Origin of the sequence: Streptomyces sp. NPDC058464, from assembly GCF_042721035.1 — a bacterium.
Lineage (GTDB): Bacteria > Actinomycetota > Actinomycetes > Streptomycetales > Streptomycetaceae > Streptomyces.
This window is the reverse complement of sequence record NZ_JBHXMA010000012.1, coordinates 159,699-186,604: the sequence shown is the minus strand read 5'-3', so window position 1 is coordinate 186,604 and position 26,906 is coordinate 159,699. Positions and strand designations below refer to the sequence as shown.

General features: G+C 72.7%; 23 protein-coding genes. 11 read left to right on the top strand and 12 right to left on the bottom strand.

Going from position 1 to position 26,906, the window contains the following annotated elements:
• Positions 1-122: 122 nt before the first annotated feature.
• The 4 genes from ACFWPQ_RS18420 to ACFWPQ_RS18405 all read right to left on the bottom strand — a co-directional run bounded on the left by ACFWPQ_RS18420 (position 123) and on the right by ACFWPQ_RS18405 (position 5,927).
• Entirely contained in the window at positions 123-2,555 is a 2,433-nt protein-coding gene (locus ACFWPQ_RS18420; protein WP_384035272.1) for a carbohydrate binding domain-containing protein, read from the bottom strand.
• A 295-nt stretch (positions 2,556-2,850) separates the two neighbouring features.
• On the bottom strand, positions 2,851-3,996 hold the full coding sequence (dgoD, locus tag ACFWPQ_RS18415; RefSeq protein ID WP_384035270.1) for a galactonate dehydratase: 1,146 nt from the start codon (positions 3,994-3,996) through the stop codon (positions 2,851-2,853).
• Between the two features lie 71 nt (positions 3,997-4,067).
• Complete coding sequence (locus tag ACFWPQ_RS18410) at positions 4,068-4,832, bottom strand: SDR family NAD(P)-dependent oxidoreductase (protein ID WP_384035267.1); 765 nt, start codon at positions 4,830-4,832, stop codon at positions 4,068-4,070.
• Positions 4,833-4,880: 48 nt separating this feature from the next.
• Positions 4,881-5,927 (bottom strand): LacI family DNA-binding transcriptional regulator, encoded by a 1,047-nt coding sequence (locus tag ACFWPQ_RS18405; RefSeq protein ID WP_384035264.1) that lies wholly within the window; start codon positions 5,925-5,927, stop codon positions 4,881-4,883.
• A gap of 379 nt (positions 5,928-6,306) precedes the next feature.
• Here ACFWPQ_RS18405 and ACFWPQ_RS18400 point away from each other — a divergent pair, with 379 nt between their 5' ends.
• From ACFWPQ_RS18400 to ACFWPQ_RS18370, 7 genes are all read left to right on the top strand, one after another.
• Positions 6,307-7,575, top strand: coding sequence for an ABC transporter substrate-binding protein (locus ACFWPQ_RS18400; RefSeq protein WP_384035261.1), 1,269 nt, complete (start codon positions 6,307-6,309; stop codon positions 7,573-7,575).
• Positions 7,576-7,682: 107 nt separating this feature from the next.
• The gene (locus ACFWPQ_RS18395) at positions 7,683-8,555 is read left to right on the top strand and encodes a carbohydrate ABC transporter permease (protein WP_384035258.1); all 873 of its coding nucleotides are present in this window, start codon (positions 7,683-7,685) and stop codon (positions 8,553-8,555) included.
• 51 nt (positions 8,556-8,606) lie between these two features.
• Positions 8,607-9,491, top strand: coding sequence for a carbohydrate ABC transporter permease (locus tag ACFWPQ_RS18390; RefSeq protein ID WP_384035255.1), 885 nt, complete (start codon positions 8,607-8,609; stop codon positions 9,489-9,491).
• Entirely contained in the window at positions 9,488-10,165 is a 678-nt protein-coding gene (locus ACFWPQ_RS18385) for a bifunctional 4-hydroxy-2-oxoglutarate aldolase/2-dehydro-3-deoxy-phosphogluconate aldolase (protein ID WP_384035252.1), read from the top strand. The genes ACFWPQ_RS18390 and ACFWPQ_RS18385 overlap by 4 nt, the downstream gene beginning before the upstream one ends.
• A complete protein-coding gene (locus tag ACFWPQ_RS18380) occupies positions 10,162-11,172 on the top strand; it encodes a sugar kinase (protein ID WP_384035249.1) in 1,011 nt (336 codons plus the stop codon). The genes ACFWPQ_RS18385 and ACFWPQ_RS18380 overlap by 4 nt, the downstream gene beginning before the upstream one ends.
• Before the next feature lie 37 nt (positions 11,173-11,209).
• Positions 11,210-12,235, top strand: a complete 1,026-nt coding sequence (locus ACFWPQ_RS18375) for a lactonase family protein (protein ID WP_384035246.1) — start codon at positions 11,210-11,212, stop codon at positions 12,233-12,235.
• 148 nt (positions 12,236-12,383) lie between these two features.
• Positions 12,384-12,959 carry a TetR/AcrR family transcriptional regulator gene (locus ACFWPQ_RS18370; RefSeq protein ID WP_384035243.1) on the top strand — a complete coding sequence of 192 codons (576 nt, stop codon included), beginning with the start codon at positions 12,384-12,386 and terminating at the stop codon, positions 12,957-12,959.
• Between the two features lie 67 nt (positions 12,960-13,026).
• Here ACFWPQ_RS18370 and ACFWPQ_RS18365 read toward each other — a convergent pair whose 3' ends face one another.
• The gene (locus ACFWPQ_RS18365) at positions 13,027-14,571 is read right to left on the bottom strand and encodes a dihydrolipoyl dehydrogenase family protein (protein WP_384035240.1); all 1,545 of its coding nucleotides are present in this window, start codon (positions 14,569-14,571) and stop codon (positions 13,027-13,029) included.
• A gap of 304 nt (positions 14,572-14,875) precedes the next feature.
• On the opposite strand from ACFWPQ_RS18365, the gene ACFWPQ_RS18360 reads away from it, so the two are divergent.
• Entirely contained in the window at positions 14,876-15,628 is a 753-nt protein-coding gene (locus ACFWPQ_RS18360; RefSeq protein WP_384035238.1) for an SDR family NAD(P)-dependent oxidoreductase, read from the top strand.
• Between the two features lie 32 nt (positions 15,629-15,660).
• Here ACFWPQ_RS18360 and ACFWPQ_RS18355 read toward each other — a convergent pair whose 3' ends face one another.
• Positions 15,661-16,560 (bottom strand): LysR family transcriptional regulator, encoded by a 900-nt coding sequence (locus ACFWPQ_RS18355; RefSeq protein WP_384035235.1) that lies wholly within the window; start codon positions 16,558-16,560, stop codon positions 15,661-15,663.
• A gap of 214 nt (positions 16,561-16,774) precedes the next feature.
• Here ACFWPQ_RS18355 and ACFWPQ_RS18350 point away from each other — a divergent pair, with 214 nt between their 5' ends.
• A complete protein-coding gene (locus ACFWPQ_RS18350) occupies positions 16,775-17,572 on the top strand; it encodes a VIT1/CCC1 transporter family protein (RefSeq protein WP_384035232.1) in 798 nt (265 codons plus the stop codon).
• Positions 17,573-17,754: 182 nt separating this feature from the next.
• On the opposite strand, the gene ACFWPQ_RS18345 is transcribed toward ACFWPQ_RS18350, so the two are convergent.
• The gene (locus ACFWPQ_RS18345) at positions 17,755-18,045 is read right to left on the bottom strand and encodes a hypothetical protein (RefSeq protein WP_384035229.1); all 291 of its coding nucleotides are present in this window, start codon (positions 18,043-18,045) and stop codon (positions 17,755-17,757) included.
• A gap of 20 nt (positions 18,046-18,065) precedes the next feature.
• A complete protein-coding gene (locus ACFWPQ_RS18340) occupies positions 18,066-19,106 on the bottom strand; it encodes a glycoside hydrolase family 25 protein (protein ID WP_384035227.1) in 1,041 nt (346 codons plus the stop codon).
• Positions 19,107-19,487: 381 nt separating this feature from the next.
• Between ACFWPQ_RS18340 and ACFWPQ_RS18335 the strand changes: the two genes are divergently transcribed.
• Positions 19,488-21,008: an amidohydrolase gene (locus ACFWPQ_RS18335; RefSeq protein ID WP_384035225.1), complete on the top strand. Its 1,521-nt coding sequence runs from the start codon at positions 19,488-19,490 to the stop codon at positions 21,006-21,008.
• 198 nt (positions 21,009-21,206) lie between these two features.
• Here ACFWPQ_RS18335 and ACFWPQ_RS18330 read toward each other — a convergent pair whose 3' ends face one another.
• Positions 21,207-22,550 (bottom strand): lysine N(6)-hydroxylase/L-ornithine N(5)-oxygenase family protein, encoded by a 1,344-nt coding sequence (locus tag ACFWPQ_RS18330; RefSeq protein WP_384035223.1) that lies wholly within the window; start codon positions 22,548-22,550, stop codon positions 21,207-21,209.
• Positions 22,551-22,634: 84 nt separating this feature from the next.
• Between ACFWPQ_RS18330 and ACFWPQ_RS18325 the strand changes: the two genes are divergently transcribed.
• Positions 22,635-23,588: a methionyl-tRNA formyltransferase gene (locus ACFWPQ_RS18325; RefSeq protein WP_384035220.1), complete on the top strand. Its 954-nt coding sequence runs from the start codon at positions 22,635-22,637 to the stop codon at positions 23,586-23,588.
• 150 nt (positions 23,589-23,738) lie between these two features.
• Here ACFWPQ_RS18325 and ACFWPQ_RS18320 read toward each other — a convergent pair whose 3' ends face one another.
• The 3 genes from ACFWPQ_RS18320 to ACFWPQ_RS18310 form a co-directional block, all read right to left on the bottom strand.
• Positions 23,739-24,674, bottom strand: coding sequence for an ABC transporter ATP-binding protein (locus ACFWPQ_RS18320; protein WP_384035217.1), 936 nt, complete (start codon positions 24,672-24,674; stop codon positions 23,739-23,741).
• Positions 24,675-24,678: 4 nt separating this feature from the next.
• On the bottom strand, positions 24,679-25,680 hold the full coding sequence (locus tag ACFWPQ_RS18315; protein ID WP_384035407.1) for a FecCD family ABC transporter permease: 1,002 nt from the start codon (positions 25,678-25,680) through the stop codon (positions 24,679-24,681).
• Positions 25,681-25,775: 95 nt separating this feature from the next.
• Positions 25,776-26,801 (bottom strand): FecCD family ABC transporter permease, encoded by a 1,026-nt coding sequence (locus ACFWPQ_RS18310; RefSeq protein WP_384035214.1) that lies wholly within the window; start codon positions 26,799-26,801, stop codon positions 25,776-25,778.
• Between the last annotated feature and the right edge of the window lie 105 nt (positions 26,802-26,906).

The window sequence follows — 26,906 nt, the reverse complement described above, 5'->3', positions numbered from 1 at the left end:
TATTCCCCCCCCGTCCCTTTCTTATTCTCTCCGGGTGGGGCGGACCGCCGGGGGGGGGGGGGGCCGGGGGCGGGGGGGGGGGCGGCCCCCCCCCCCCCCCCGCCCGCTCGTCGCCGCTGCCGTTACGACAGCTTGATCACTGAGTAGTCGTCGCAGTAACCGGCCGCCGAACCGGAGTTCTTGTAGCAGTAGACCCCGGCGGAGGTGGTGGAGACGCCCGTGGTGAAGAAGATCGGCTGCTGGGCGTAGGACGTGGTCGAGGTCCGCAGGTACGTCTCCGTACCGCCGAAGCTCTTCACGCCGACCGCGACCTCCTCACCTGCGGTGGCCACCTTGGCCCAGCCGACCAGCAGATAGGTGCCACTGGAGGTGAGACCGCTCACCGTCTGGATGGCGCCGCTGGCACTGACCCCGGTCTGCAGCGCGTAGGTGCCGGAGCGGGCGTTGGAGGCGACCACACTGGACGCCGTACCGGTCGACTGGGCCCAGGGGGTCAGGGCGCCGGTCTCGTAGCCGGGGTTGGTGACGGCGTTGGCGGCGGAGGACAGGGGCTCCACCGCGAGGTCGTCGCAGTAGCCCGCGCCGCTGCCGCCGGAGTTCTTCCAGCAGTAGACCGTCGCCGTGGTGCTCGACGAGCCGGTGGTGAACAGGACGGCCGCCTGGCTGTAGGACGTGGTGGCGATGTTGGTGTAGGTCTCCGTGCCGCCGAAGTTCTTCACGCCGATCGCGAGGGTCTCACCCGCGGTGGCGACCTTGGCCCAGCCGGTCAGCAGATAGGTGGTGCTGGGGCTGAGGCCGGTCAGGGCCTGGTTGGCGCCGCTGCTGCTCGCGGTCGTGGTGAGCGCGTAGCTTCCGGTGCGGGCGTTGGCCGCGGTCACGGAGGAGGAGTTGCCGCTGGCCTGCGTCCACGGGCTCAACGCCCCCGTCTCGAAGCCCGCGTTGGAGAGCAGGTTGCCGCCGGTGCCGTTGTAGGCGCCGATGTTGGGGGCGGTCGTCGCGGAGACGGCGTTGCCGAAGGCGTCGTAGCCGCCGTTGGAACTGATCACCGTGCCGGCCCGGATCACCGGGGAGGACGCGTGCACCTGGTAGGCGTTCTTGCCGGTGTACGAGGACGAGGTGCCGGCGTTGCCCGGGTTGCGGAACTCGGGGTCGGCGGTCACCTTCGCGGCGTCGGCGGGCTCGCGGGACGGGTGGTTGCCGTAGAAGAGGTTGTTGGAGTAGGTCGACGTGCCGGTGGTGGTGAAGTAGTTGCCGGAGCCGTAGTTGAAGACGGCGTTGTTCTGGAAGGACAGGGCGCCGCTGATGGAGGTGCCGGAGCGGGAGTACAGGATCGGGGTGCTCAGGCCGTCCCGGACGGAGAAGGTGTTGTTGTAGAACAGCGGGACGGCGGACGAGCTGCCGCTCTGGTTGGGGACTCCGCCGACGAAGTGCAGGACTCCGGCGCCGTGGGTCTGGGTGCCGGAGGTGGGGCAGCCGGAGTTGCTGCCGTCGTTCTCGCTGATGTTGTAGCGGACCACCGTGCCGTCGCTGGGGACGGTGGAGGTGGGCTCGTTGGCGATGGTGAACGGGGGCATCACCAGCAGGAAGCCGCCCAGGTTCTGGTGGCTGTAGTTGTACTGGAACGTGGTGTTGTGGTTGCCCCAGTCCACGTCGAAGCCGGTGCCGTCGGCGCCGTTGACGTGGCAGTAGACCTCGTTGTTCTGGACGACGGTGTTGCTGCTGCCGGACATCCAGATACCGGCGGAGGCGCCGTTGCAGTACTGGCCGGACGGCGGGCAGGTGGACTTGGCGCCGCCGTAGCCCGCCTTGTTGCCGTCGATCAGGGCGCCGTCGTTCTTCACGACGAGGATGTCGTCGGCGCCGTCGTAGGTCATCGTGTTGCCCCGGATGACGGTGTTCGTGGTCAGGCCGGTGCCCTGGCCGTCCCCGTCGGGGGTGACGGCGACGGCGATCCGGTCGACGTGGTCGAAGGTGTTGTTCTCGACGACGACGTCGTCCCAGGTGGAGACCGGGGTGGTGTGGTCGGTCTGGACGCCGACGCCCGCGTTGGTGGAGTACCAGCCGCCGCCGTAGCCCGCGATGTTGTGGATGTACATGTCGTGCACGCGGATGTGGTGCAGGACGCCGCCGGAGCTGTTCTCGGCGAGGACGCCCGAGCGGTAGGCGGGCGAGGAGGCGTTGTCGACCAGCTCCAGGCCGCCGATGTCCCAGTACTGCTGGTTGAGCAGCTTGACGACCGCGCCGGTGGCACCGGCCGCGTCGATGACCGGCTTGGCGCCGGAGCCGTAGGAGCTGATCGAGATGTTGCTGCCCGAGGCTCCCGAGCCGCCCGGGGAGAGCTGGCCGGTGCAGGTGGTGCCGGCCTTGAACAGGATGCTGTCGCCTGCGGCGAAGGTGGTGCCGTTGACGCTGCCGACCGCGTTCCAGGGGCTGGCCTGGGTGCCGGTGCCGTTGCTGGATGCCGAGCAGTCGACGTAGTAGGCGGTGCCGGCGGCGTGTGCGGCGGTGGCCGGGACGAGCAGGGCGCCGGCCAGGGTGGCCAGAAGAGTCAGCACGCGGGCTGTTCGACTGGCCGTACTTGAGGTTGATCTGCGACGCTTCATTGCGGCGCTCCTTGGTGAGAGTGAGTGTCCTCCGAAAGCCGGGCGGGTCCGTTGCCGCGGACCCGTCCGGAACTTGTGGGGTGCGGGACCGGCCGCGGGTGCCGGTGCGTTGTGGCTGGTCGCGCCCACGCGGCGGAGCCGCAAATTGAGACAGTCCCGCGCCCCCGAGAAGGTGGGGCCGCTGGTCCCACCTCAAAGGGGCGCGGGGAACTGCGCGACCAGCCCCCACCGGCCCGCGGCCGATCCGCTACCAGGACGCCAGCGAGCCGTCCCTGTTCCGCCATACCGGGTTGCGCCAGCGGTGGCCCTTCTGCGCCGCCTCCCGGACGACGGCCTCGTCGATCTCGATGCCCAGACCCGGACCCGTCAGCCGGTCGATGTAGCCGTCCTTCACCTCGAAGGGCGAGGTGTCGGCCAGGTACCCCAGCAACCCGCTGCTGTCGCCGTACCCGATGCCCAGTGACTGTTCCTGGATCAGGAAGTTCGGGACGGCGAAGTCGAGTTGGAGGCTCGCGGCGAGGGCGATGGGGCCGAGGGGGCAGTGCGGGGCGACGAGGACGTCGTAGGTCTCCGCCAGCGCAGCGATCCTGCGGGTCTCCGAGATGCCGCCCGCGTGGCTGATGTCGGGCTGGGCCACCGCGATCCCGTCGCCGAGGACGTCACGGAAGTCCCAGCGGGAGAAGAGGCGTTCGCCCGTGGCGATGGGGATGGACGTGGCACGGACGACCTCGCCGAGGTCGCGCGTGAACTCCGGCAGCACCGGCTCCTCCACGAACATCGGCAGCAGCGGCTCCAGGTAGGGAAGGACCCGCCGCGACATCGCTCCGCTGAAGCGGCCGTGGAAGTCCAGCGCCAGGTCCCGGTCGGGGCCGATCGCCTCGCGGACGGCCGTCACCCGGTCCACGATCGCGGCGATCGCGGCCGGCGTGGCCAGCGGTTCCAGCTGTGCGCAGGGGTTCATCTTCACGGCGGTCAGGCCCTTGGCCACCTGGTCCGCCGCCGACTCGGCGAGTTCCTCGGGCGTCTCGCCGTACAGCCAGCCGTAGATGCGGACGCGGTCGCGGACGTGGCCGCCGAGGAGCTGGTGCACGGGGACGCCGTGGGTCTTGCCGGCGATGTCCCACAGGGCCTGGTCGATGCCGGCGAGGGCGCTGCTGAGCACCGGGCCGCCCCGGTAGAAGCCGCCCTTGGCGAGCGTCTGCCAGTGCTCCTCGATACGGGCCGGGTCCTGGCCGAGGAGGTGGTCGAACATCTCCTCGACGGCCTTGGCGGTGGTGTGCGCCTTGCCCTCGACGATGGGTTCTCCCCAGCCGGAGACGCCCTCGTCGGTGTCGACGCGCAGGAACAGCCAGCGCGGCTCGACGAAGAACAGCTCGTATCCGGTGATTTTCATGGTGCGGGACCTCCGGGTCCGCGGGCACGACGGCCCGGGGCGGTGACGTACGAGGAAGGGGGAGTTGCGCGTTACTCGTGGGCGCTGATGCTGCGGCCGCCGTCCACCACCAGGTTCTGGCCGGTGATGAAGGCCGCGTCCGCGGAGCCGAGGAAGGCGACGGCGGCGGCGATGTCCTCGGGTTCGCCGATACGGCCGACCGGGGTGCGGGCGGCGGTCCGGGCGCGGTAGTCGGCCGGGGCGTCCACCCACAGGCCGGTGTCGACGGCCCCGGGTACGACCGCGTTGACGCGGATCCGGCCGCCGTACTCCACCGCCAGCTGCCGTACCAGCGCGGTGACTCCGCCTTTGGCGGCCGCGTAGGCGGGGAAGCCGCTGAAGCCGAGGACCGCGTGGACCGACGAGGTGACGACGATCGCGCCGTGGGAGGCGGAGAGCAGGGGCACGGCCGCGCGGCAGCCGTAGAAGACCGAGTCGAGGGCGAGGCGGAGATGGCTGTGCCAGGAGGCGTCGTCGAGTTCGTGGATCGCGCCGGGCAGGTTGCGGCCGGCGTTGAGGTGGAGGAGGTCCAGGCGGCCGGTCCACTGCTCGGCCGCCCGGACCGCGTGCGGCCAGGCGTCGGGGTCGGTCACGTCGAGGGCGCGGTGGCGGGCGTCGCCGCCCTTGGCGCGGACCTCCTCGGCGACCCGGGCGGCGCCCTCCTCGTCCACGTCGGTGACCAGGACGGCCGCGCCCTCGCCGGCCAGCCGGTGGGCGGTGGCGGCGCCGATGCCGGAGGCGGCGGCGGTGAGCAGGGCGGTGCGCCCGGCGAAGCGGGTGGGGACGGTGCGGCTCATGGGGTTCCTCTCGGTGCGACCGGCGGCTCGGTCTTCCCGTTAGGTTCGTCAGTCGGGTCTTCCGCCCGGTTCGGCCGGGGGAGCGGTGGAGCCGCGGCGGACCAGCCGTGGCTCGGTGGGGACGACCACGTCCCCGGGGGACTTGCCCTCGATCTCGGCGACCAGGGCGTCGACGGCGGCGGTGCCCAGGTCGTACAGGGGCATCGCGACCGTGGTGAGCGGTGGGGTGAGGTAGCCGGCGACCGGCAGGTCGTCGTTGCCGACCAGGGAGACGTCCTGCGGTACCCGCAGGCCGAGTTCGCCGATCGCGTGCAGCGCGCCGATCGCCTGGGCCAGCGAGCTGGTGTACAGCGCGGTGACCCGGGGTCGGGTGTCGGTGGGGGCGAGCAGGGCCCGGGCGGCCACGGCGCCGCCCTCCTCGGTGAAGTCACCGGAGGCCACCGGCGCGGCGAGCAGTCCCAGCTCACCGGCGCGGTCCAGGAACGCCTGCCTGCGGTCCTCGCTGGGCGTGATGCCGGTCGGCCCCGAGACGTGGCCCACCACGCGATGGCCGAGCTCGTGCAGGTGGTCGAGCGCGGTGACGCTGGAACGGGCCACGTCCATGGTGACGTTGCGTCCCGAGCCCTCGACCGCGCGGTTGAGGAACACGTGCGGGACGGGGCTGCGGCGCAGCGTCTCCAGGAGCGGATGGCCGGGGCGGGCGGAGGCGATCAGCAGCCCGTCGACGCGGCCCTCCTTGACCAGGTCGTTGAAGGTCTCGTCGGCCTCCTGCCCGTCGAAGTCCTCGGCGAGCAGGGAGAGATAGCCCAGCTCACGGGCGCGCTGGTAGGCGCCGCGGGAGATGGTGACGTAGGTCGGGTTGCCGAGGGACGGCACCAGCAGGGCCAGGGCGTGGGTGCTCGCGCCGGCCAGGGCGCGGGCACCGGAGTGCGGGCGGTAGCCGAGGGCCTCGGCCACCTCGTGGATGCGCGCTCTGGTCTCGGGGCGGACGGACAGGTCCTGCCGTCCGTTGAGCACCTTGGACACGGTCGCCTTGGAGACGCCGGCTTCCCTGGCGACATCCACCAGCCTGGCCCGTACTGGCTGATCGGGCACTGAGGTTCCTCCAAGTGGTCGGTTGTGTTTGGCCTCTTGACACCTTCTGGCGCCGCAACCTAGCGTTCGCCGAAGTCTTGGTCAACCGGTTTCCTCAAGTGGATATCAGTGATATATCCATGCAGAACCTACCGAAACGGCAGGGCTGAAACTCGCCATCGGCGACCGGTTCGAAACCCCGACCGGCTCGACCCTCCGGACCGTGCACAACCCCGACCGGTCCGATCCGTCCGACGTCCCCTCTCCTGCTCCCCCCGCTTCCCCCCACTGTGTTCGTAATCCCAGACTTGGTTCGAGATATCGAATGTCGACCGGGTCTGGTCGTCCCGCAATCAACAACGAGATGTCGGCCTGTGCCGACGAATGGGTGAGGTGTGCAATGAAGCGCTCCGGGAGACTGCTCGCAGTCGCCACCACGGTCGCCGCCCTGGCGACCACGCTCGCCGCCTGTGGCGGTGGCTCCGGCTCGTCCTCCGCGGACGGCAAGGTGCACATCAAGGTCGAGGCCTGGAAGGGCGGCGGCGCGGAGCCCGCGAACGTCGCGGAGATCAACAAGGCCTTCGAGAAGGCGCACCCCGACATCAAGGTCGACTTCGAGTACATCACCGCGAACGACACCTACACCCAGAAGCTCCAGCCCGAGCTGCTGGGCGGCAAGGCCGGCGACGTGATCATGGTCGACACGGACAAGATGAACAAGTGGGGCGCCTCCGGCTACCTCGCCGACCTCTCCAAGGAGTCCTGGGCGGGCAGCATCTCCGACGCCGCCAAGCCCTTCGCCACCAGTGACGGCAAGGTCCTGGCCATGCCGATGGAGCTGATCGGCATCGGCCTGTACGCCAACATGGACCTGCTGAAGAAGGCCGGCATCACCGAAGTCCCGTCGGACTGGCCGACGTTCCTCGCCGACCTCGCCAAGGTGAAGAAGGCCGGCATCACCCCGATCGCGCTGCCCGACAAGTCCGGCTGGACCGGCAGCTCCACCTTCCAGGCGATCGGCTCCACGCTCGTCTACCAGAAGAACAAGCAGTGGGACGCCGACTTCCTGGCCGGCAAGACCTCCTTCGGAACCGACTGGAAGTCCTCGCTGGAGCAGCTCAAGACCCTTGAGGCGAAGGGGTACGTCAGCTGGAAGAACGAGCTCGGCGTCGACGAGTGGTCGCAGGGCCCGCAGGACTTCAGCGCCGGCAAGAGCGCCTTCTGGTACCAGGGCGCCTGGCAGGTCTCCAACGTCGCGAAGGCCGGCTTCCCGGTCCAGTTCACCCCCTGGCCGGCCGGCGCGGCCGGCACCGAGCCCAACGCGATGCTCTTCTCCGGCACCATGTGGGGCGTCAACTCCCAGTCGCAGCACGCCGACGCGGCCAAGCAGTACGTGGACTTCTGGTCGCAGAGCGAGAACCTCGCCAAGTACCTGGACGCCGAACACGCCGAGTCGCCGTTCACCGGCGGTACGACCCCGGACGCCACGGAGACCAAGACCTTCAACGCCGCCTTCAACGACGGCCGTTACCGGGTGCTGCCGTCCAACTCCTGGTACGGCGCCACCGCCGAGACCACCGTCGGCTCCAAGATCCAGGCCTACCTGCTGGGCCAGGCCTCCGAGGCGCAGACCCTCAAGGACATCCAGACGGCGGCCTCCGCCAAGTAGACCGGCCGCCCCGTCCCGTCCCGGGACCGCCGCGGTGCGGGTGCGGCCGCTTCCCCGCCCCTGTCGCCCGCCCCACCGCGGCCCCCGGCCAAGGAGGATCGATCCCCGTGTTCCACCGCCGGCGCGCCACCATGGCCGCCTTCCTGCTCCCGGCGATCGCCGTGTACAGCGTCTTCATGCTGTATCCGCTGGTCCGGGGCCTGTACCTGAGCTTCACGGACAGCCTCGGCGGCCCGGTCGCCCACTTCGTCGGGCTCCAGCAGTACCGGGCCATGGCGGACGACCCCGCCGTCTCGGCGGCCCTGTGGCACACCGTGCTCTACGCCGCGGTGGTCGTCGTCGTGCAGAACGGCCTCGGGCTGCTCTTCGCGTCCATGCTGTTCCGCCGGCCCCGGGTCCGCCAGGCGCTCAACGTCGTCCTGCTGACACCGACCCTGATCTCCCCGGTGATGGCCGCCTTCATCTGGTCGTACCTGCTCGCACCCGGCGGCGGGCTGAACGGCCTGCTCGACGCGGTCGGGCTGGGCAGCCTCCGGCATGTCTGGCTGGGCGACCCGCACACCGCGCTGTACGCGGTGGCCGCCGTCAACATCTGGATGTTCACCGGCTACTCCTGCGCGATCTTCCTCGCCAGCTACATGAGCATGCCGACCGAACTGCTGGAGGCGGCCGCGCTGGACGGCGCCCGCGGCTGGCGGCGGTTCCGCAGCATCGAGTGGCCGCTGCTCGCCCCCGCCCTCACCGTCAACGTCACCCTCAGCCTGATCGGCTCGCTGAAGGTCTTCGAGTTCCCGCTCGTCCTGACCAACGGAGGCCCGGCCGGCGCCACCGACACCCTGACCCTGCTGGTGTACCGGAACATCTTCGGCGGCGGGAAGTTCGCCCTCGGCGTCGCGCTGTCGGTGCTGCTCCTGGTGACCGTGGTCGTCCTGTCCAGCGCCACCAACTCCCTGCTCAGGCTGCGCGAACGGCGCGTGTGACGGCGCCTGTCACGTCGTACCGCACCTGATCGAACCGGACGGATCGCCACCATGACCTCTGAGACCTCCCGACTCCCCGCCACCGCGCGTGCCGTCAGTCCCCGGACCCCGCGCCGCACCGGCCGACTGGGCAGCGGCCTCGGCACCGCCCTGCTGTGGGTGGGCACCGTGCTCTTCGTGCTGCCGTTCCTCTTCACGGTCGTCACCTCGCTGCGCACCGCCGCCGACGTCGCCCGCTCCCCGCTGGGCATCCCGCACACCTTCACCCTGAAGAACTTCAGCGACGCCTTCCGCCAGATCCACTACGGGCCGAGCACCCTCAACACCCTGCTCATCACCGGGCTCTCGTGCGTGTGCATCACCGTGCTGGGCTCGCTGGCCGGGTATCCGCTGGCCCGGATCACCGCGGGCTGGTCGACGGCGGTGTACCGGCTGTTCATCCTCGGCACCTCCATCCCCGTCTTCGTGGTGGTGGCGCCGCTGTACCTGCTGATGCGGGACATGAACCTGCTCGACACCTACGCGGGCGTCGTCTTCATCTACACCGCGATCAACCTGCCGCTGGCCGTGTTCTTCTACACCAGCTTCATCCGCTCGATCCCGGTCGACCTGGAGGAGGCCGCCGCACTCGACGGCTGCGGCGCCTTCCGCACCTTCTTCGTCGTGGTGCTGCCGCTGCTGCGGCCGGTCACCAGTACCCTGCTGACCTTCGTCGCCCTGCAGATCTGGAACGACCTGCTGGTGCCGCTGGTGTTCCTCCAGGACCCGGGCAAGCGCACCGTCATGGTGAACGCCTACTCCTTCATCGACCCGCACACCGTGCAGCCGACCACCCTGTTCCCGGCCGCCCTGCTCGGGGTGCTGCCGTTGCTGGTCATCTTCGTCTTCTTCCAGCGCCAGGTCGTGGCCGGCATGTCCGCGGGGGCGGTCAAGTGACGATCCTGCGCCCCGCCCTCACGCCCCAGCTGGCAGACACCCGCGCGATGGCCATCCTCCGCTCCGCCGACGCCACCGGACTGCCCGCCGTGGCCCGCGCGCTCGCCGCCGGCGGGGTCACCTGCCTGGAGGTCACCCTCACCACCGCGGGCGCCCTGGACGCGATCACCCGGATCCGGGCGGAGCTGGGCGGCGACGTCGCGGTCGGCGCCGGTACCGTCCTGACCCGGGCCGACCTGCGGGACGCGGTGGCCGCGGGCGCGCAGTTCCTGGTCGCCCCCAACGTCGAACCCGACGTCGTCCGCGCCGCCGCCGACCTCGGAGTCCCCTTCTATCCCGGCGCCTGGACGCCCACCGAGGTGGCCACCGCCTGGCGGGCCGGCGCCGCCGCCGTCAAGCTCTTCCCAGCCTCCACGGGCGGCCCCGCGCACCTGCGGCAACTCCGCGCCCCGCTCCCGGAGATCCCGCTCGTCGCGGTCGGCGGCGTGGGCCTCGACGAGGCCGCCGGCTACCTGGCCGCCGGGGCCTGTGCCGTGGGCGTCGGCAACCCGCTGCTGCGCGGAGCGGACCGCACCCCCGGCGACCCGGCCGCCCTCGACGCGCTCACCGGGAGAGCGCGCGCCCTGCTGGAGACGGTCAGGTCCGCGCCACGGGCCGGGAAGGGCGGCCTGTGAACGGTTCCGCGAACGACGCACAGGCCCCGGAGGCGTCACCCCAGTCCGCCCCGGAGGCGTCGCCCCAGCCCTACCTCGTCACCGTCGGCGAGACCCTCGCCGTCCTCTCCGCCGCCGAGCCCGGTCCGCTCGCCATGGGCACCGAGCTGCGCCTCGGGATCGCCGGGGCCGAGTCCAACGTCGCCGTCGGGGTGAGCCGGCTCGGCGGGCGGGCCACCTGGATCGGCCGGGTCAGCGAGGACCAGCTCGGCGAACTCGTGCTGCGCGAACTGCGCGCCGAGGGCGTCACCGCGCTGGCCGTCCGCGACCCCGCGCCGACCTCCCTGCTCCTCAAGGAGCGGCGCACCGGCACCCACCACCGCATGCGCTACTACCGCACCGCCACCGCCGGGGTCCGGCTCGCGCCCCAGGACATCCCCGAACAGGTCGTCGCCGGCGCCGCGGTCCTGCATCTCACCGGGATCACCCCGGCCCTCGGTGACGCCCCCGCCAGCGCGGTCCGGCGTGCGGTGCGGATCGCCCGGGACGCCGGTGTCCTCGTCTCCTTCGACATCAACTTCCGCTCCCTGCTGTGGAGCGAGGAGGACGCCCGGCGGGCCGTGCTGCCGCTGCTGCGCGACAGCGACCTGGTGTTCGCGGGGCCGCACGAGGCCCGGCTCGTGGTGCCCGACCTGCGCGAGCCCGAGGAGCTCGCCAAGGGGCTCTGCGAGCTGGGGCCGGGCGGCGCCGTGGTGAAACTCGGAGCCGAGGGGGCGTACGCGCTCCTGGACGGGGTGCCCTACCGGCAGCCCGCGCTGCCCGTGCGTGTGCACGACTCCGTGGGCGCCGGGGACGCCTTCGTCGCCGGCTACCTCGCCGAACTGCTGGCCGGTGAGGAGCCGGAGCGCCGGCTGCGTACCGCCGCCCGGCTCGGCGCGTTCGCCGTCACCACCGCCGGGGACTGGGAGGGCCTGCCCCGGCGCACCGAACTCGCCCTGCTCGACCACCATGACGACGTGCTGCGCTGAGCGGTGTACCGCGTCGCCGACCGACCCGAGGAACCCCATGCCCACAGTTCTCGCCGGCTCCTACACCCCCGACACCGGGGGCGAGGGCGTCGGTCTCACCCCGCTGCGCCTGGCCGGTCCGGTGCTGACCACCGAGGCTCCGCCGGTCCCCGCGAGCGGTGCCTCCTTCCTTGCCGCTCACCCGAACCTCCCCGTGGTCTACACCACCCATGAGTCCACCGAGGGCGCCGTCTCCGCCTTCGCCGTCGGCGCCGCCGGGATCACCGCCCTCGGCGCACCCGTCGGCAGCGGTGGCGCCAACCCCTGCCACCTCGCCGTCCACCCCGGCGGCGACTGGCTGCTGACCGCGAACTACGGCACCGACACCCTGCCCGGCACGGTCGCCGTGCACCGGCTGGACGCGGCCGGCCGGATCGCCGGCCGCGTCGACGTGGCCGAGCACCGGGGCTCCGGGCCGGTCGCGGGGCGGCAGGAGGGCAGCCATGCCCACCAGGTCCTCGTCGACCCGGCGGGCCGGTTCCTCCTCGCCACCGACCTCGGTGCCGACGCGGTGTTCACCTACCGCCTGGACCCGGTCCGGGGCACCCTGCACCGCACGGCCGTGAACAGGATGCGGCCCGGCTCCGGGCCCCGGCACCTCGCGTTCGCGCCCGCGGGCGACCTGGTGTTCAGCGCCGACGAGCTCTCCTCGACGGTGACCTGCCATCGCTACGACCCGGAGACCGGCACCCTCGCCGAGCTGTCCCGGGTGCCCGCCACGGCCGCCGGGGTGCCCAACCAGCCCGGCGGGATCGTCGTCTCCGGCCGGTCCGTCTGGGTCACCAACCGGGGCGCCGACACCGTGGCCGCCTTCCGGACCGACGGCACCACCCTGGTGCCGCTCGGCGAGACGCGGTGCGGCGGCACCTGGCCGCGCGGTCTGACCGCGGTCCCGGGCCACCTCCTCGTCGCCAACCAGCACAGCGGCACCCTGGCCGCACTGCCGGTCCTGGACTCGGGCGCTCTCGGCGAGCCGGTCGCCACGGCCGCCGTCCCGTCGGTGGTCTGTGCGCTGGCGGTGTGAGGCCGCCCCCGGGTAGCCAGCCCCCGGGTAGCCAGCCCCCGGGGGGCTCCTCGGCGCAGCCGTAAAATATGGGCGGCGCCCCTCATGTGTACGGCATTCACATCGGGCCGGTAATGTCAGCAGCGTAAATATCCCTGAGGGTGACCCCATGCCACCACCGAGCGACTCGTACCATCACGGCGATCTCCGGGCCGCCTGCCTGCGCGCCGCCCGGGAGTTGCTGGAGGAGGACGGCAGCGGCGCGCTGTCGCTGCGGGCGGTGGCACGGCGGGCGGGGGTCTCGCCCACGGCCCCCTACCGCCACTACGCGGACCGCGACGCACTGGTCTCCGCCGTCGCCGCGGAGGGCTACCGCGAACTCGCCGTGAGTCTCGCGGCCGCCCATCCCGCGCCCTCGACCCCCGACGACCTGGTCGACGTCGCCGTGGCCTACGTCCGGTTCGCCCTCGACCACCCGGCCCTGTTCCGGGCGATGTTCGCGGAGCCCTGCGACCCCGGCAGCGCCGAGCGGGTCGAGGCGGCCGCCGTGCTCTCCGCGTACGTCGACACGCTCGTCCGGAAGGCCTTTCCCGGCGGGAACCCGGACGGACTGCCCACCGCGGTGTGGGCCCTGGTGCACGGGCTGGCGTTCCTGCACCTCGACGGCAAGCTCGACGCGTCCAGCCCGGAGAAGGTCGCCGAGCAGGTCGGCACCGCCGTCCGGGCGGTGGTCGGCTCCGGATAGCCGCGGCGCGCCGCCGTCTGTGCCGTCGGGGGCCTGCGGGATCCTGCCCGGCGCGGTCGGCAGGGCGTCAGCCCGCGTCCGCCTGCTCCCGCTGCCGCCGGTACGCGGCGACGAGGAACACCCAGATCTCGCTGACCGTGGGGAACGGCGCGACGGCGTGCCGGAGGCGTTTCAGCGGGACCTCGCCGGCGACCGCCACGGTGGCCGCGTGCAGCAGTTCGCCGACCCCGGACCCGACCATGGTCACCCCGAGCAGCACGTCCCGGTCGACGTCGACGACCAGCCGGGCGTGGCCGGTGTAGCCGTCGGCGTAGAGGTTGGCGCCCTGGGCGGCGTTGAGGTCGAGGTCGACCGTCTCGACGCGGTGCCCGGCGGCGGCCGCCTGCCCGGCGGTCAGGCCCACCGCCCCCGCCTCCGGGTCGGTGAAGAAGACCTGGGGAACGGCGTGCCGGTCGGCGGTCGTGGCGTGGTCGCCCCAGTCCCCGTCGTCCAGCGGCCGCCCGGCGGCACGGGCGCCGATGGCGTCACCGGCGGTCCGCGCCTGGTACTTGCCCTGGTGGGTGAGGAGCGCGCGGTGGTTGACGTCGCCGAGGCCGTACAGCCACGCCCCCTCGACCCCGTCGACCAGGCAGGTCGTGTCCACGTCCAGCCAGGACCCGGGGGTCAGGCCCACGGTCTCCAGGCCGATGTCGTCGGTGCCGGGGGTGCGTCCGGTGGCGAACAGGACCTCGTCCGCCTCCAGTTCGCTCCCGTCGTCGAGGGTGAGCGTCACCGGTCCGTCCGGGTCCGGGCGGCGCAGCGCGGTCGCCTGCACGCCGATCCGCACGTCCGCGCCGGCCTCGGTCAGTCCTTGGGCAACCAGTTCCCCGGCGAAGGCCTCCATGCGGGGGAGCAGGCGCCGCCGGGCGAGCAGGGTGACCCGTGACCCGAGCCCCTGCCACAGCGTCGCCATCTCCACGCCGACCCCGCCGCCGCCGACCACGACGAGCCGGCCGGGCACGGTGCTGGAGTCGGTGGCGTGTCGGTTGGTCCAGGGCCGGGCCTCCTCGATCCCCGGGACGTCGGGCAGCGCCGGCCGGCTGCCGGTGGCGAGTGCCACCGCGTGCCGGGCGACGAGGGTCTGCCGGGCCCCGTCGTCCCGGGTGACGGTGACCCGGCGCGGCCCGTCGAGCCGGCCGTGGCCGCGGAAGAGGTCGGCGCCGATGGACTTGACCCACAGCGCCTGACCGCTGTCGTCCCAGTCGGTGACATACCGGTTGCGGCGGGCGAAGACGGCGGCGTCGTCGAGACGTCCGGTGACGGCCTGCCGGGCGCCGTCCACGCGGCGGGCGTCGGCGACCACGAGGACCGGCCGCAGCAGTGCCTTGCTGGGGACGCAGGCCCAGTAGGAGCACTCGCCGCCGACGAGTTCCCGCTCCACGACGGCCACGGAGAGCCCGGCGGCCCGGGCCCGGTCGGCGACGTTCTGCCCGACCGGACCCGCACCCAGGACGATCACGTCGTACGTGCCGATCTCGTCGGTCGCGCCCGGCGCTGCGCCCGGTGCTGTGTGCGGTCCTGCGTTCGGTTCTGTGTTCCGTTCCGTGTTCGGTTCTGCGTTCGGTTCGCTCATTGCTGCCTCACATGGCGATCGGTGCCGGTCCGAACTGTTGCGAACTGTTCCGGGCCGCGGGGCCCCGAGCCGTCCTGGTCGTGTAACCGAGGGACGTGTGCAGTTGATCGCGGCAGGGCCATGCGCCCGGTGAATGGCCGCCATAAGCGCCGCCTCTGGCCGCGCGCTTATGGCGGCCATCGGATCCGCCGATGGGGAGAACGGAATCGCGGAGGCGCTGCGGCCGCTGTGGACTCCCGTCGCCTCGTGGAGGAGGCGGCGGGACGATGGATTCGCCCCACTTTCCACACTTTAAGGACACCTCATGAGTTCTGCTGATCTGACCGGACGCGTGGCCCTGCTGACCGGCGCGACCAGCGGTATCGGCGCCGCGACCGCGACGCTGCTCGCCGAGCGGGGGGCGCATGTACTGGTCGCGGGACGGGACGCGGACCGCGGCGGACAGGTGGTCGCCGCCGTCCGGGAGCACGGCGGCAAGGCGGACTTCCTGGCGGCCGACCTGCGGGACGCCGACTCGGTACGGCATCTGGCCCGCGAGGCCGTCGCACTGGGCGGCGGCCATGTCGACATCCTCGTCAACAACGCCGGCGTCTTCCCGTTCGGACCGACCGCGCAGACGCCCGCGGACCAGGTGGACGCCGTCTACGACCTGAACGTGAAGGCGCCGTTCTACCTGGTGGGGGAGCTCGCCCCGGCCATGGCCGAACGCGGGCGGGGCGCCATCGTCAACATCAGCACCATGGTCGCCGAGTTCGGTGTCGCGGGGATGGCGCTGTACGCGTCCAGCAAGGCGGCGGTCAACCTGCTGACCAAGTCGTGGGCCGCCGAGTTCGGCCCGCAAGGGGTGCGGGTGAACGCCGTGGAGCCCGGCCCGACCCGCACCGAGGGCACGGCCGTCATGGGCGACGACCTGGACACCCTGGCCGCACAGGCACCCGCCGGCCGGCCCGCCGAGGCGCGCGAGATCGCCGAGGCGATCGCCTACCTGGTGAGCGACGCGGCGAGCTTCGTACAGGGCGCGATCCTGCCGGTCGACGGCGGCCGTACGGCCGTCTGACACACGGGTGCCGGTGCGGGCGCCGCCCGCTGCTACTCCCGCACCGGCCGGTCCAGTGCGGCGATGAACCGGCCCAGGTCCCGGCGGCGCGAGTCGGCCGGCCACACCACCCAGGTGCGCCGCACCAGCGGCTGTCCGACCAGCGGCGACCACGTCACATGGTCGGGCAGCGGCTGCCGCCAGTCCGGCGGGGCCAGTGCGAAGGCCTGCCCGGACGCGACCGCGGCCAGCTTCACGTCGGCGATCAGCGTCTGCCCCTCGGGGGCCTCGGGGCCGAGATCGAGGCCATGGCCGCGCAGGACCGCGGTCAGCTCGTCGTACCAGGCGGGGCTGCCGGCGCGCGGGAACCCGACCCACCGCAGGGCCGCGAGCGCGTCGAGCGGGATGCCGTCGGGCCCGGCGAGTTCGGCGGCCTGCTCGGCGGCGACCAGCACACCGAGCTTCTCCCGTACGACGAGCAGCGCGTCGAACTCCGGCCCGGACGGTCGCTCCCGCAGAAAGCCGACGTCCAGCTCACCGGCGCGCAGCGCGGTCAGCTGCTCCGCCGTGGACAGGTGCCGGGCCTGCACCCGGGTCTCCGGACAGGCCTCGGCGAGTTCGGCGAGCGCCGGATCCAGCAGGCCGGGCGGCAGTTCCAGCGGGATCCCGAGGCGCAGCGCCCCGCCGCCGGGGCCGGCGTACCCGGCCATCAGCCGCACCGCCTGGTCGTGCCGGGCCAGCACCGCCCGTGCCTCGCCCAGCAGTGCGGTCCCGGCCTCGGTGGCCGTCACCCCGCTGCTTCCGCGGACCAGCAGCTTCACCCCCAGCTGCCGCTCCAGTCCGCCGATCGTCTGGGACAGCGCGGGCTGACTCACGTGCAGCCGCCGGGCGGCGGCCGACAGACCGCCCTCCTCCGCCACCGCCACGAACGCGCGCAACTCCCGCAACTCCATGCCGGTATGCCATCACGGCTGCGGACGGGAGTCACGCCGGGCACCGCCGGAGCGACGGCGACCCATCTCCCCCGGAGATAACGAACATCTTCGACTATCCGCCCCAAGCGGGATAGAGCGGAACTCCCGGCGCGTTGGCAAGTACGACGGTGCATGGCCGGAGGATCGGTGTTCACCGTCGGAGATGACAGCCTTCGAGGATCGGAGTACGGCGATGTCGCTGACGTCATCCGAGCAGACGTATCCCGCTCACCTGGGCACGGTGAGCGTCGGGTCCGGGATCTCCGCCGAGGGCGCCGACGGGCGGGCGGCCGACCGGGGCGAGCGGACGCGCCGTGGCGACCGCTCCGGCGCGCTGCGCGCCGCCGTGTTCGGTGTCAACGACGGCCTGGTCTCCAACACGGCCCTGGTGATGGGCTTCGCCGGATCCGGCGTCCCGGGCACGGCGGTCCTGTTCGCCGGGGTCGCGGGACTGCTGGCCGGAGCGTTCTCCATGGCTGCCGGCGAGTACATCTCCATGCGCAGCCAACGCGAGGCCTACGAGCGGGAGATAGCGGTCGCGGCCGGCCGGCTGCGCAGGGACCCGGGCACGGAGGAGGCGGGACTCGTCCAGGTCTACCGGGACAAGGGACTGGACGCGGACGACGCCCGGCACGTCGCGGCGACCATCATGCGGGACCACGACACCGCCCTGAACACCATGGTCCGCGAGGAACTCGGGCTGGACCCGGATGAGTTGGGGTCACCGTGGTCGGCGGCGCTGTCCAGCCTCGCCTCGTTCGCGGTCGGCGCGCTGATGGCAGTCCTGCCCTACCTCTTCCTCTCGGGGACGGCCGCCCTGCTGCTCGCCGTCGCCCTGGCCGGCAGCGCCCTGTTCGCCGTCGGCGGGGTGATCGGCGTGCTCAACGGCCGGACCCCGCTGGTCTCGGGGGCCCGCCAGCTCCTCGTGGGCGCCCTCGCCGCCGCGGCCGTCTTCGGGATCGGGCACGTGATCGGCGCCCGAGTCACCTGACCTCGACCCGCCGGACCTCACCGAACTCGTCGGACGCCACCGATGACCGTCGGACTTCACCGACAGGACGACCCGGACCCGGGAACCGCCGCCGAGGACGCCATGGCGGCCCGGCCCGAACCGGCTCCCTGGGTTACAGGGGGGGCGGCTCCGGCCAGGCCGCGGGCCTGTGTCGCCGGCCGTCAGGGACCGGCCGGGGCGGGTGCCGTCCGGTGCTCCGCCGTCGGGTAGTCGGGCGGGGTCGCCCAGCCGAGGAAGACGCCGGCGACGGTCGCGAGCGGCCGGGAGCGGATCTTCACCGCGAGGTTCTCGAGGAGCCGGAAGACCGTGTAGTAGGCCCCGGTGAGGACGGTCGTGACCACGCTCGCCACGGACGCCGAATCGAACCGGACGCCGAGGTGGACCAGGAGGGTCAGCACCAGTCCGGCCACGATCGGTACGACGGTGCGCATGAAGCTGGTGAAGAGGTTCATGAGGAGGCCTGTCCCGGACGTCAGGAAGCGGGGTCGAGGTGGATGACGACCTTGCGCACGGCGTCCTCGATCGCCGCGGTGACCGAGGCGACCAGCGCGGCGACGTCGATCGACTTGTCGAACGCCGCGAAGGCGGTGGTGAGTTGGGCGACGGCCGCGCTCTGTGCCGCCTCCGTCGCCTGCATCAGCCGCAGGCGGGCGTTGGTGTCCTTCACGTAGGACTGGAGAGCCCAGTACTGGTTGGTCTTCGCGTCCGGCGCGTCGGACGGGGCCGCGATCACCCCGTCCATGGTCAGGACCGCCTTCGCGGTGGCCGACGCGACGTTGCTGATGTCCTGTGTCTCCAGCACACCGCCGCCCGCGACCAGCTTCGCGACGACCGCGGCCGCGACCTTGTCGATGTCGTCCGTGGTGAGCGCCATGTCTGTCTCCGTTCCGGCGGCCCACGCGCGCAGCGCGGACTCGCTCAGGTAGCAGATGGATCGGTCGAGGGGAGTCGAGGTGAACTGCCAGAACAGCGGTGATCTGCCGGACGGGCCGGGCTTCGGGTGCGCCTCGGCCTGCGCGTAGGTCGCGGCTCCGGACCAGGGGTAGGCGGGGTACCAGAGCGGGACGGTGGCGGGCGCGTGGCCGGCGGCCAGATCGCTCGCCGAGGTGTAGACACCGACCTGCTGGCCGGGGAACGCCGCCTGCACCTTGGCGATCCACGCGGTGGCGTACGCCCGGATCCCGCCCGCCGTCGTCCCCGCGTAGTTGGCGCCGTCGGCCCTGCGTTCCAGATCGAGCCAGTGCACGAACCCCGGGCGGGCGTAGGGCCGTACGGCGGCGACGTAGTTGGCGGCCTCGGCGGCGACGTCCTGGTTGGGCCAGCCGAAGTGGTAGGCGCCGGGCACCAGCCCGGCCTCGATGATGCCCTTGACGTGCAGGGCGAAGCGCTGGTCGTGGGTGTGTTCGCCCTCGCTGGCCTTGGCGAAGGCGAAGACCACACCCTCCGCCGCGCGGGCCTTCCAGTCCTGGGCCCCCTGATAGACGGACAGGTCGATTCCACGGCATGTGGACACCTCGCGCCGCCTCCTTTCGTGGTGTCGGTCAAGTGCGCGGCGGGCAGGGCGCGGTGCACGCTCTCGCGGAGCGGCTCGTGCGCGCCCGCCGGCCGCCGCGGGCCGTGGGCCGTTCCCCGTTCCCCGTGGCGCGGCCGCCGGACGGGCGGCCGGTGGCGCCCAGGCCCTTCGCTCCTGCCTGGACGACCAGAGTGGAAGGGCGGACGCCGTGCGTCATGCGCCGTTCCGATCAGCGGACCACCGTCCCCGGCTCCGCGGGTGGATCGGGGACCACGGTGGTCGGGATTGGGTAAGGTGACCCTAAGTTTGACGGTCCCGGTCGACGGCCCTGTCCGAGGCGGCACGGCTCCGGGCGGGTGTGCCGCCACAGAAGGAGGCTCGATGACGGACTTCGCCACCATCCCGCGCCGGCCGGAGCCGGTGACGCTCGCCCGGGTACGGCTGGGGGCGGGCGGACCGCCGGTCGCCGTGCGGGTGGCGGACGGCAGGGTCACCCACGTCGTCCCGGAACAGGGGGCCGCGGAGTCCGCCGGACCGGCCGCGGGGGAGCAGGTCCTCGATCTGGAGGGCCGCGTCCTCCTGCCGGGACTCTGGGACGCCCATGTCCACCTCGCCGAGTGGGCGAGCGCGCGCCGCCGGCTCGACCTCTCCGGGACCGCCTCCGCCCAGGAGGTCGCCGACCGGGTGCGCGCCCACGGCCGCACCGCGCCCGCCGCGGGGACGGTGCTCTTCGGATACGGCTTCCGGGACGGGCTCTGGCCCGACGCCCCGGACAAGCGACTCCTCGACGCGGCCCTGCCGGCCCGGCCGGTCGCCCTGGTCAGCGCCGATCTGCACGCCGTGTGGCTGAACTCCGCCTGCCTGGCCCTGGCCGGCCGCGGCGACCACCCGACCGGACTGATCCGGGAGGCGGAGGGGCACGAGGTCCTCTCGGCCCTGCCCGAGGTGCCGGCCGAGACACTGGACGGCTGGGTCGCCGACGCCTGCCGGGCCGCCGCCGCACGCGGGGTCACCGGGGTCGTCGACTTCCAGTACGGCGACACCGTGGGCGCCTGGGAGCGGCGCTCGGCACGGTTCCCGCCGGCCGTACGGGTGTCCGCCGCCGTCTACCCGAGCCACCTGGACGCGGCCGTGGCACGCGGGCTGCGCACCGGCTCTGCGATCGGCGCGTCCGACGGCCTGGTGCGGGTGGGCCCGCTCAAGCTCTTCACCGACGGCTCGCTCAACACCCGTACCGCGCTGTGCCGCGACCCCTACCCGGGTCTCGAGGGCACGGACGGCTCGCACGGCATCGAGCAGACGGCACCGCACGAGCTGGTACGGATCATGCGCCGGGCCGCCGCCCACGGCATCGAGCCGGCGGTGCACGCCATCGGCGACCGGGCCAACACCGTCGCCCTGGACGCCTTCGAGGCGGTGCGCTGCCGCGGCCGGATCGAGCACGCGCAGCTGCTGAGCCCCGAAGACCTTCCGCGTTTCGCCGAGTTGGGCGTCACGGCAGGGGTGCAGCCCCGGCACGCGACGGACGACCGTGACGTGGCGGACCGGTACTGGGCGGGACGCACCGGCCGCGCCTTCGCGTACGCCGACCTGCTGGCCGCCGGGGCGCGGCTGGAGTTCGGCTCGGACGCCCCCGTCTCACCGCTCGACCCCTGGCTCGCGATCGCGTCGGCCGTCGCCCGCACCGACGACGACCGCCCCGCCTGGCACCCGGAACAGCGCCTGCCGGTACGGGACGCACTGGCCGCGGCGGCCCGCGGGCGCCGGCTCATCAGGGTCGGCGACCCCGCCGACCTGGTGGTCGTGGACGCGGACCCGTCGGCGGCGGACCCGGACACCCTGCGCGCGATGCCGGTGCACGCCACGATGACGGCCGGCCGCTGGACCCACGGACCGTACTGACACCGCCCGCCGGGGCCGTACTGACACGACCCGCCAGGGCCGTACTGACACGACCCGCCGGGGCCGTACCGGCACCGCCCGCCGGCCGAAGGAGCCGCGGCAGTCCCCGTGCATGGGAAAGCCCCGTGGCCCGGACGGGACCGTACCGTCCGGGCCACGGGAGTGCGGGGTGACCGCGTGGTGGAGCAGCGCGGCGGGTCAGGCCGCCGTCGCCCGGTCGGCCAGCAGGGATCCGTGGATCTCCTGCGCCCGGACCGCCACGGTCGACAGCAGGGTGCTGGTGAGCCCGTGGGTGTGCTCGGTCCCGCCCTGGAGGTAGATGCCGGCCGTGACCTCCGGCACCGTCTCGACGCGGTGGTCCCGGCCGACCCGGATCTCGTCGCCGTCGTCCTTGAGGCACAGCTTGGCCGCGTCGCCCATGAGCGAGGTCAGGTCCCGGGGCCGGTAGCCGGTGGCGAGCACCAGGACGTCGGCGGGGAGCGTCTGCTGTTCGCCGGTGGGCAGGAACTCGACGGTGATGTCGAGACCGCCGTCCGTGCCGTCCGCGCCTGGTGTGCCGGGCGCGACCTCGCGGACGCGGGAGACGTTGAGGAAGCGCAGCCGCTCCCGGCCCGCCACCTTCTCCCGGTACGTGGTGGCGTACAGCGACTCGATCAGGTCCATGTCGACGACCGAGTAGTTGGTGGAGCGGTGGTAGTCCAGCAGGGACTGCTTGACCGCGGACGGCGCGGAGAAGTAGACGTCCACCGCTTCCGGATCGAAGATCCGGTTGGCGAACGGGCTGTCGTCCGCGGGCGTGTAGCCGTACTTGGCGAAGACCGAGCAGACCTCGGCGTCCGGGAACGTGCGGTGCAGGTAGTCCACCGTCTCGGCGGCGCTCTGCCCGGCACCGAGCACGACGGCCCGCCGCACCGGCGCACCCGTCGCGGCCAGTTGCTCGGCCCGCGGAATCAACTCGCTGTTGTGCCAGACCCGTTCGGCGAGTTCCAACCCCGGCGGCACATGCGGCTCAAGACCCATCGCCACGCTGATGTTGCGCGTGCGGTGGATCACGGTGGTCCCCGGGCGGGCCGTGTCACGGCAGGTGACGTCGAAGAACGTCACCCGGCCGTCGTCGTCGCGCACCGGGTCCACGGCGACCACCTCGCTGCCGTACGACACCTGGTGCGCGACCCGCGCCGCCGCCCACTCGAAGTACTCGTGGAACTCCATCCGCAGCGGGAAGAGGGTCTTCTGGTTCAGGAAGTCGATCAGTCTGCCCTGCTCGCGCAGGAAGCAGAGGAAGCTGTAGTCGCTGGTCGGGTTGCGCAGGGTGACGAGGTCCTTGAGGAAGGAGACCTGCATCGTGGCGTCGTCGATCAGCATGCCCCGGTGCCAGCCGAACCGCGGCTGCCGTTCCAGGAACAGGGCGTTGAGACGGCTGTCCGCCGCGAGACCCGCGTTGTGCTCCTCAACCGCTATGGACAGAGCGAGATTTGACGGGCCGAAACCGATTCCGATGATGTCGTGGACGACGTCGGAACCCATGACCGGTGATTTCACCTTTGCATCGCCTCCCTCAGGCAGACCCATGCTAGATAAGGTAAGGCTTACCTAGCAATGGAGTCAGTGAAGGGAAGGACCGTCATGCGGGTCGTCATGCTCGGCTACCAGACCTGGGGTCACCGCACGCTTCAGGCGCTGCTGGACTCCGATCACGAGGTGGTTCTCGTCGTCACCCATCCGAGGAGCGAGCACGCCTACGAGAAGATCTGGGACGACAACGTCGCCGAGCTGGCCGAGAAGCACGGCGTCCCGGTGCTGCTGCGCGACCGCCCCGACGACGCCGAACTCCTCGCCGCCGTACGGGAGTCCCGGCCGGACATCATCGTCGCCAACAACTGGCGGACCTGGCTGCCCCCGGAGCTCTTCGACCTGCCCCCGCACGGCACCCTGAACATCCACGACTCCCTGCTGCCGGCCTACGCCGGGTTCTCCCCGATCATCTGGGCGCTGATCAACGGCGAGGAGCGGGTCGGGGTGACCGCGCACCGCATGAACACCGAACTCGACGCCGGGGACGTCCTGGTGCAGCGCTCGGTGCCGGTCGGCCCCGCCGACACCGCCACCGACCTCTTCCACCGCACGGTCGGCCTGATCGCGCCCATCGTGCGCGAGTCGCTCGACCTGATCGCCGCCGGCCGGGACGCCGGGCAGTGGGTGCCGCAGGACCGCACCCGCGCCAGCTTCTTCCACAAGCGGTCCCTGGAGGACAGCCGCATCGACTGGACCTGGCCCGCGGAGCGCCTGGAGCGCCTGGTGCGGGCCCAGTCGGACCCGTACCCGAACGCCTACGCCTTCCACCGCGGCGAGCGGCTCAGGATCGTCTCCGCCGCCGTCTCCGAGGGCCGTTACGGCGGCACTCCGGGCCGGATCTTCATCCGCGAGGGCGACGGTGTGGTCGTCGTCGCGGGCGCCGACGCCCACACGGGGCGCGGACGGGGACTGCTGGTCCGGCGGGTACGCACGGACGACGGCACGGAGTACGCGGCGGCGGACTACTTCCGCACCATGGGCGGGTATCTGACGTCGCGTCCCTGAGCCGGGCGCCCCTCGCAGGGGCGGCATCCCGAGCGGCTCCGGCACCGGCCGGGGCCGCGTTCGCGGGCGTCCGCGAGTGTGCCGGGTCGGCCTGCCGCGCGGGTTCTTCCGGCGGGGCGGGCCGCCCCGGACGTCGTCCCGGTGGGCCGGTCAGTCGACCGCGGCCGGTACCGCGCCCTCGGCGTCGCGGGTGCCCTCGCCGCGGGGGGTGCCGCCGTCGCGGGTGTCGCCGTCTCGGGCGTCGCCACCGTCGTGGTGGCGGCCGAGTGGGATGACCATCGGGGTGCCGCTGACCGGGTCGGGGGTGATCCGGCAGCGCAGGTCGAAGACGTCCTCGACGGTCGCCTCGGTGACCACCTCGGCCGGTGGGCCCTCGGCGACGATACGGCCGGCCTTCATGGCGATGACGTGATCGGCGTACCGGCAGGCCTGGTTGAGGTCGTGCAGCACCATCACCACCGTGCGGCCCTCGCGCCGGTTGAGGTCCGTGACCAGGTCCAGGACGTCGATCTGGTGGGCGAGGTCGAGATAGGTCGTCGGCTCGTCCAGGAGCAGCACGGGAGTGCCCTGGGCGACGGCCATGGCGATCCACGCGCGCTGCCGCTGGCCGCCGGAGAGCTCGTCCACCGGCCGGTCCGCGAGCTCGGTCAGGCCGGTCGCCGCCAGCGCCGCCCGCACCGCCTCCTCGTCCGCCGCCGACCACTGCCGCCACCAGGTCTGGTGCGGGGAGCGCCCGCGGTTGACCAGGTCGGCGACGGTCAGCCCCTCCGGCGCCACCGGTGTCTGCGGCAGGATGCCGAGTTTGCGGGCGAGTTCGCGGGTGGCGATGGAGCGCAGGGCGGTGCCGTCCAGTTCGACGACGCCCTGGCGCGGGGCCAGCAGCCGGGCGAGGGCGCGCAGCAGGGTCGACTTGCCCGAGGCGTTGGCGCCGACGATGGCCGTGATCCGGCCGGTGGGCACGGTGAGGTCGAGGTCGGCCACCACGGGCCGCCCGTCGTAGGCGAGATGGAGGCCGCGGGCCCGCAACTCGGGTCCGGGGGCAGGCTGTTCTGGGGAGCCCGGGGTGCGCGGGGCGGTGGTCGACATGGGATCAGCCTCCAGATCCCGCGCGGTTGGCGCGGACGAGCAGCCACAGCAGGACCGGCGCGCCGAGGGCGCCGGTGACGATCCCGACCGGCAGTTCCGTCCCGGGGACCGCCTCGCGGGCGAGGAGGTCGGAGCCGAGGACGACGAACGCACCGGTGAGACCGGAGACGAGCGGGGGCGGTGCCGAGGTGCCGGCCAGCCGCAGCGCGATCTGCGGGCAGGCCAGGGCCACGAAGGCCACCGGTCCCGCCGCGGCCGTGCCGAAGGCGACCAGGCCCACCCCGGTCAGCAGCAGCGCCAGCCGGACCGGCTGGACGGGGGTGCCCAGCCCGGCGGCCACGTCGTCGCCGAGCTGGAGCGTGCGCATCCAGCGGCCCAGGCCCAGGCCCAGGGTGACGGGCAGCAGCACGGCCAGGGCGATCGCCAGGGAGTCCACCTGGCCCCAGGTGCGGCCGTTGAGGTTGCCGACCAGCCAGCCGAGCGCCTCCTCGGCCTGGAACCGGTTGCCCCGCGCCACCAGGAAGTCGGTGGCGCTGGTGCAGATCCAGGAGACGCCGATGCCGACGAGGATGATGCGGTAGCCGGTGGCCCCGCCCTTCCAGGCCAGCGCGTACACGAGCAGCGCGGTCGCCAGGGCGCCGAGCAGACCGACCGTGGACAGCCCGAGCCCGCCGGACCAGCCGAGGACCACCGCCGCGACCACCGCCGTGCCGGCGCCCTCGGTCAGCCCGATCATGTCGGGGCTGGCCAGCGCATTGCGGGTCATCGTCTGGAACACCGCCCCGGAGACCCCGAAGGCGAGGCCGACCAGGAGGCCGGTCAGGGCGCGGGGCAGCCGCAGGTCCCGTACGACGACGAGGGTCCCGGGGTCGCCCACGCCGAACAGGGCCTTGACGACGTCGGGCAGGCTCACCGGGTAGTCGCCGAGGGCCAGGCCCCAGCAGAACAGCGCGAACGCGCCCACGCCGACGAGCACTCCGGTCAGCACCAGGCGCGGCCGCAGCATGCCGGACACCGGGGGCACGGCCAGCCGGAACGGCCGGTCGCGCAGCGTGGGCCGGACGGAGACGGCGGTGGTGGGGGACGATTGTGCGGGCACGCTCACACCTCCGCGAGTTTCCGGCGGCGGACCAGGGCGATGAAGAACGGGCCGCCGAGGAAGGCGACGAGGACACCGGCCTGGATCTCGGTGGGCCGGGCCACCATCCGGCCCACGATGTCGGCGGACAGCAGCAGGACCGGCGCCAGCGCGGCGGACAGCGGCAGCAGCCAGCGGTGGTCGGGGCCGATGCCGGCGAACTGGGCGAGCAGCCGGGCGATGTGCGGGACGACCAGGCCGAGGAAGACCACCGGACCGATGACCGCGACCGACGCGCCGGTCAGCAGCACGATCGCGGTCACCCCCTGGAGCCGTACCAGACCCAGCCGCCGGCCCAGGGAGGCGGCCACGTCGTCGCCGAGCGCCAGGCTGTTCAGGGCCGGGGCGCAGGACAGGGCGAGGACCGCGCCCACCGCGAGGAACGGCAGGATGCGCACCAGGTCGCCGGAGTCCTGGTCGGCCAGGGTGCCGGCGGACCAGTAGCGGTAACGGTCCAGCGCGTCCTGGTCGGTGAGCACCACGGCACTGGTCAGCGACGACAGCAGCGAGGTGACGGCCACGCCGGCGAGCGCCAGCTTCACCGGGGTCGCCCCGGAGCGGCCCAGCCGTCCGAGGAGGAAGACCAGGACGCTCGCGGCGAGCGCGCCGGCGAACGCGAACCACACGTAGCCGTACAGCGATCCGACCCCGAACACCGCGACCGACACGACGATCGCGAAGGACGCGCCCGCGCTCACCCCGAGGATGCCGGGATCGGCAAGGGGGTTGCGGGTCAGGGCCTGCATCAGGGCGCCGGACATGCCGAGGGCGGCGCCCGTGGTCAGGCCGAGCAGGGTCCGGGGGACGCGCACCGACCAGATCACGTTGTCGACCAGCCGGCTCGGCGGATGCCCGAGGACCGAGCGCACCACCTGGTCGAGCGGGATGCTCAACGCGCCCAGCGCCACGGAGAGAAGGGACAAAAGGACCAGGAGGGCGGTGATCAGTGTCACCAGCACCGTGGTGCGAAGCCTTCTGCCTGAAGCCACTTGCCGGTCTCCATGCCGTCGTCCGGTGGTCCGCGAACAGTCCTGATAGCAGGTTAGGTGAGCATAACCTCAGCCGTTGTGACTTGGGCCGCTGAAGTCGGATTG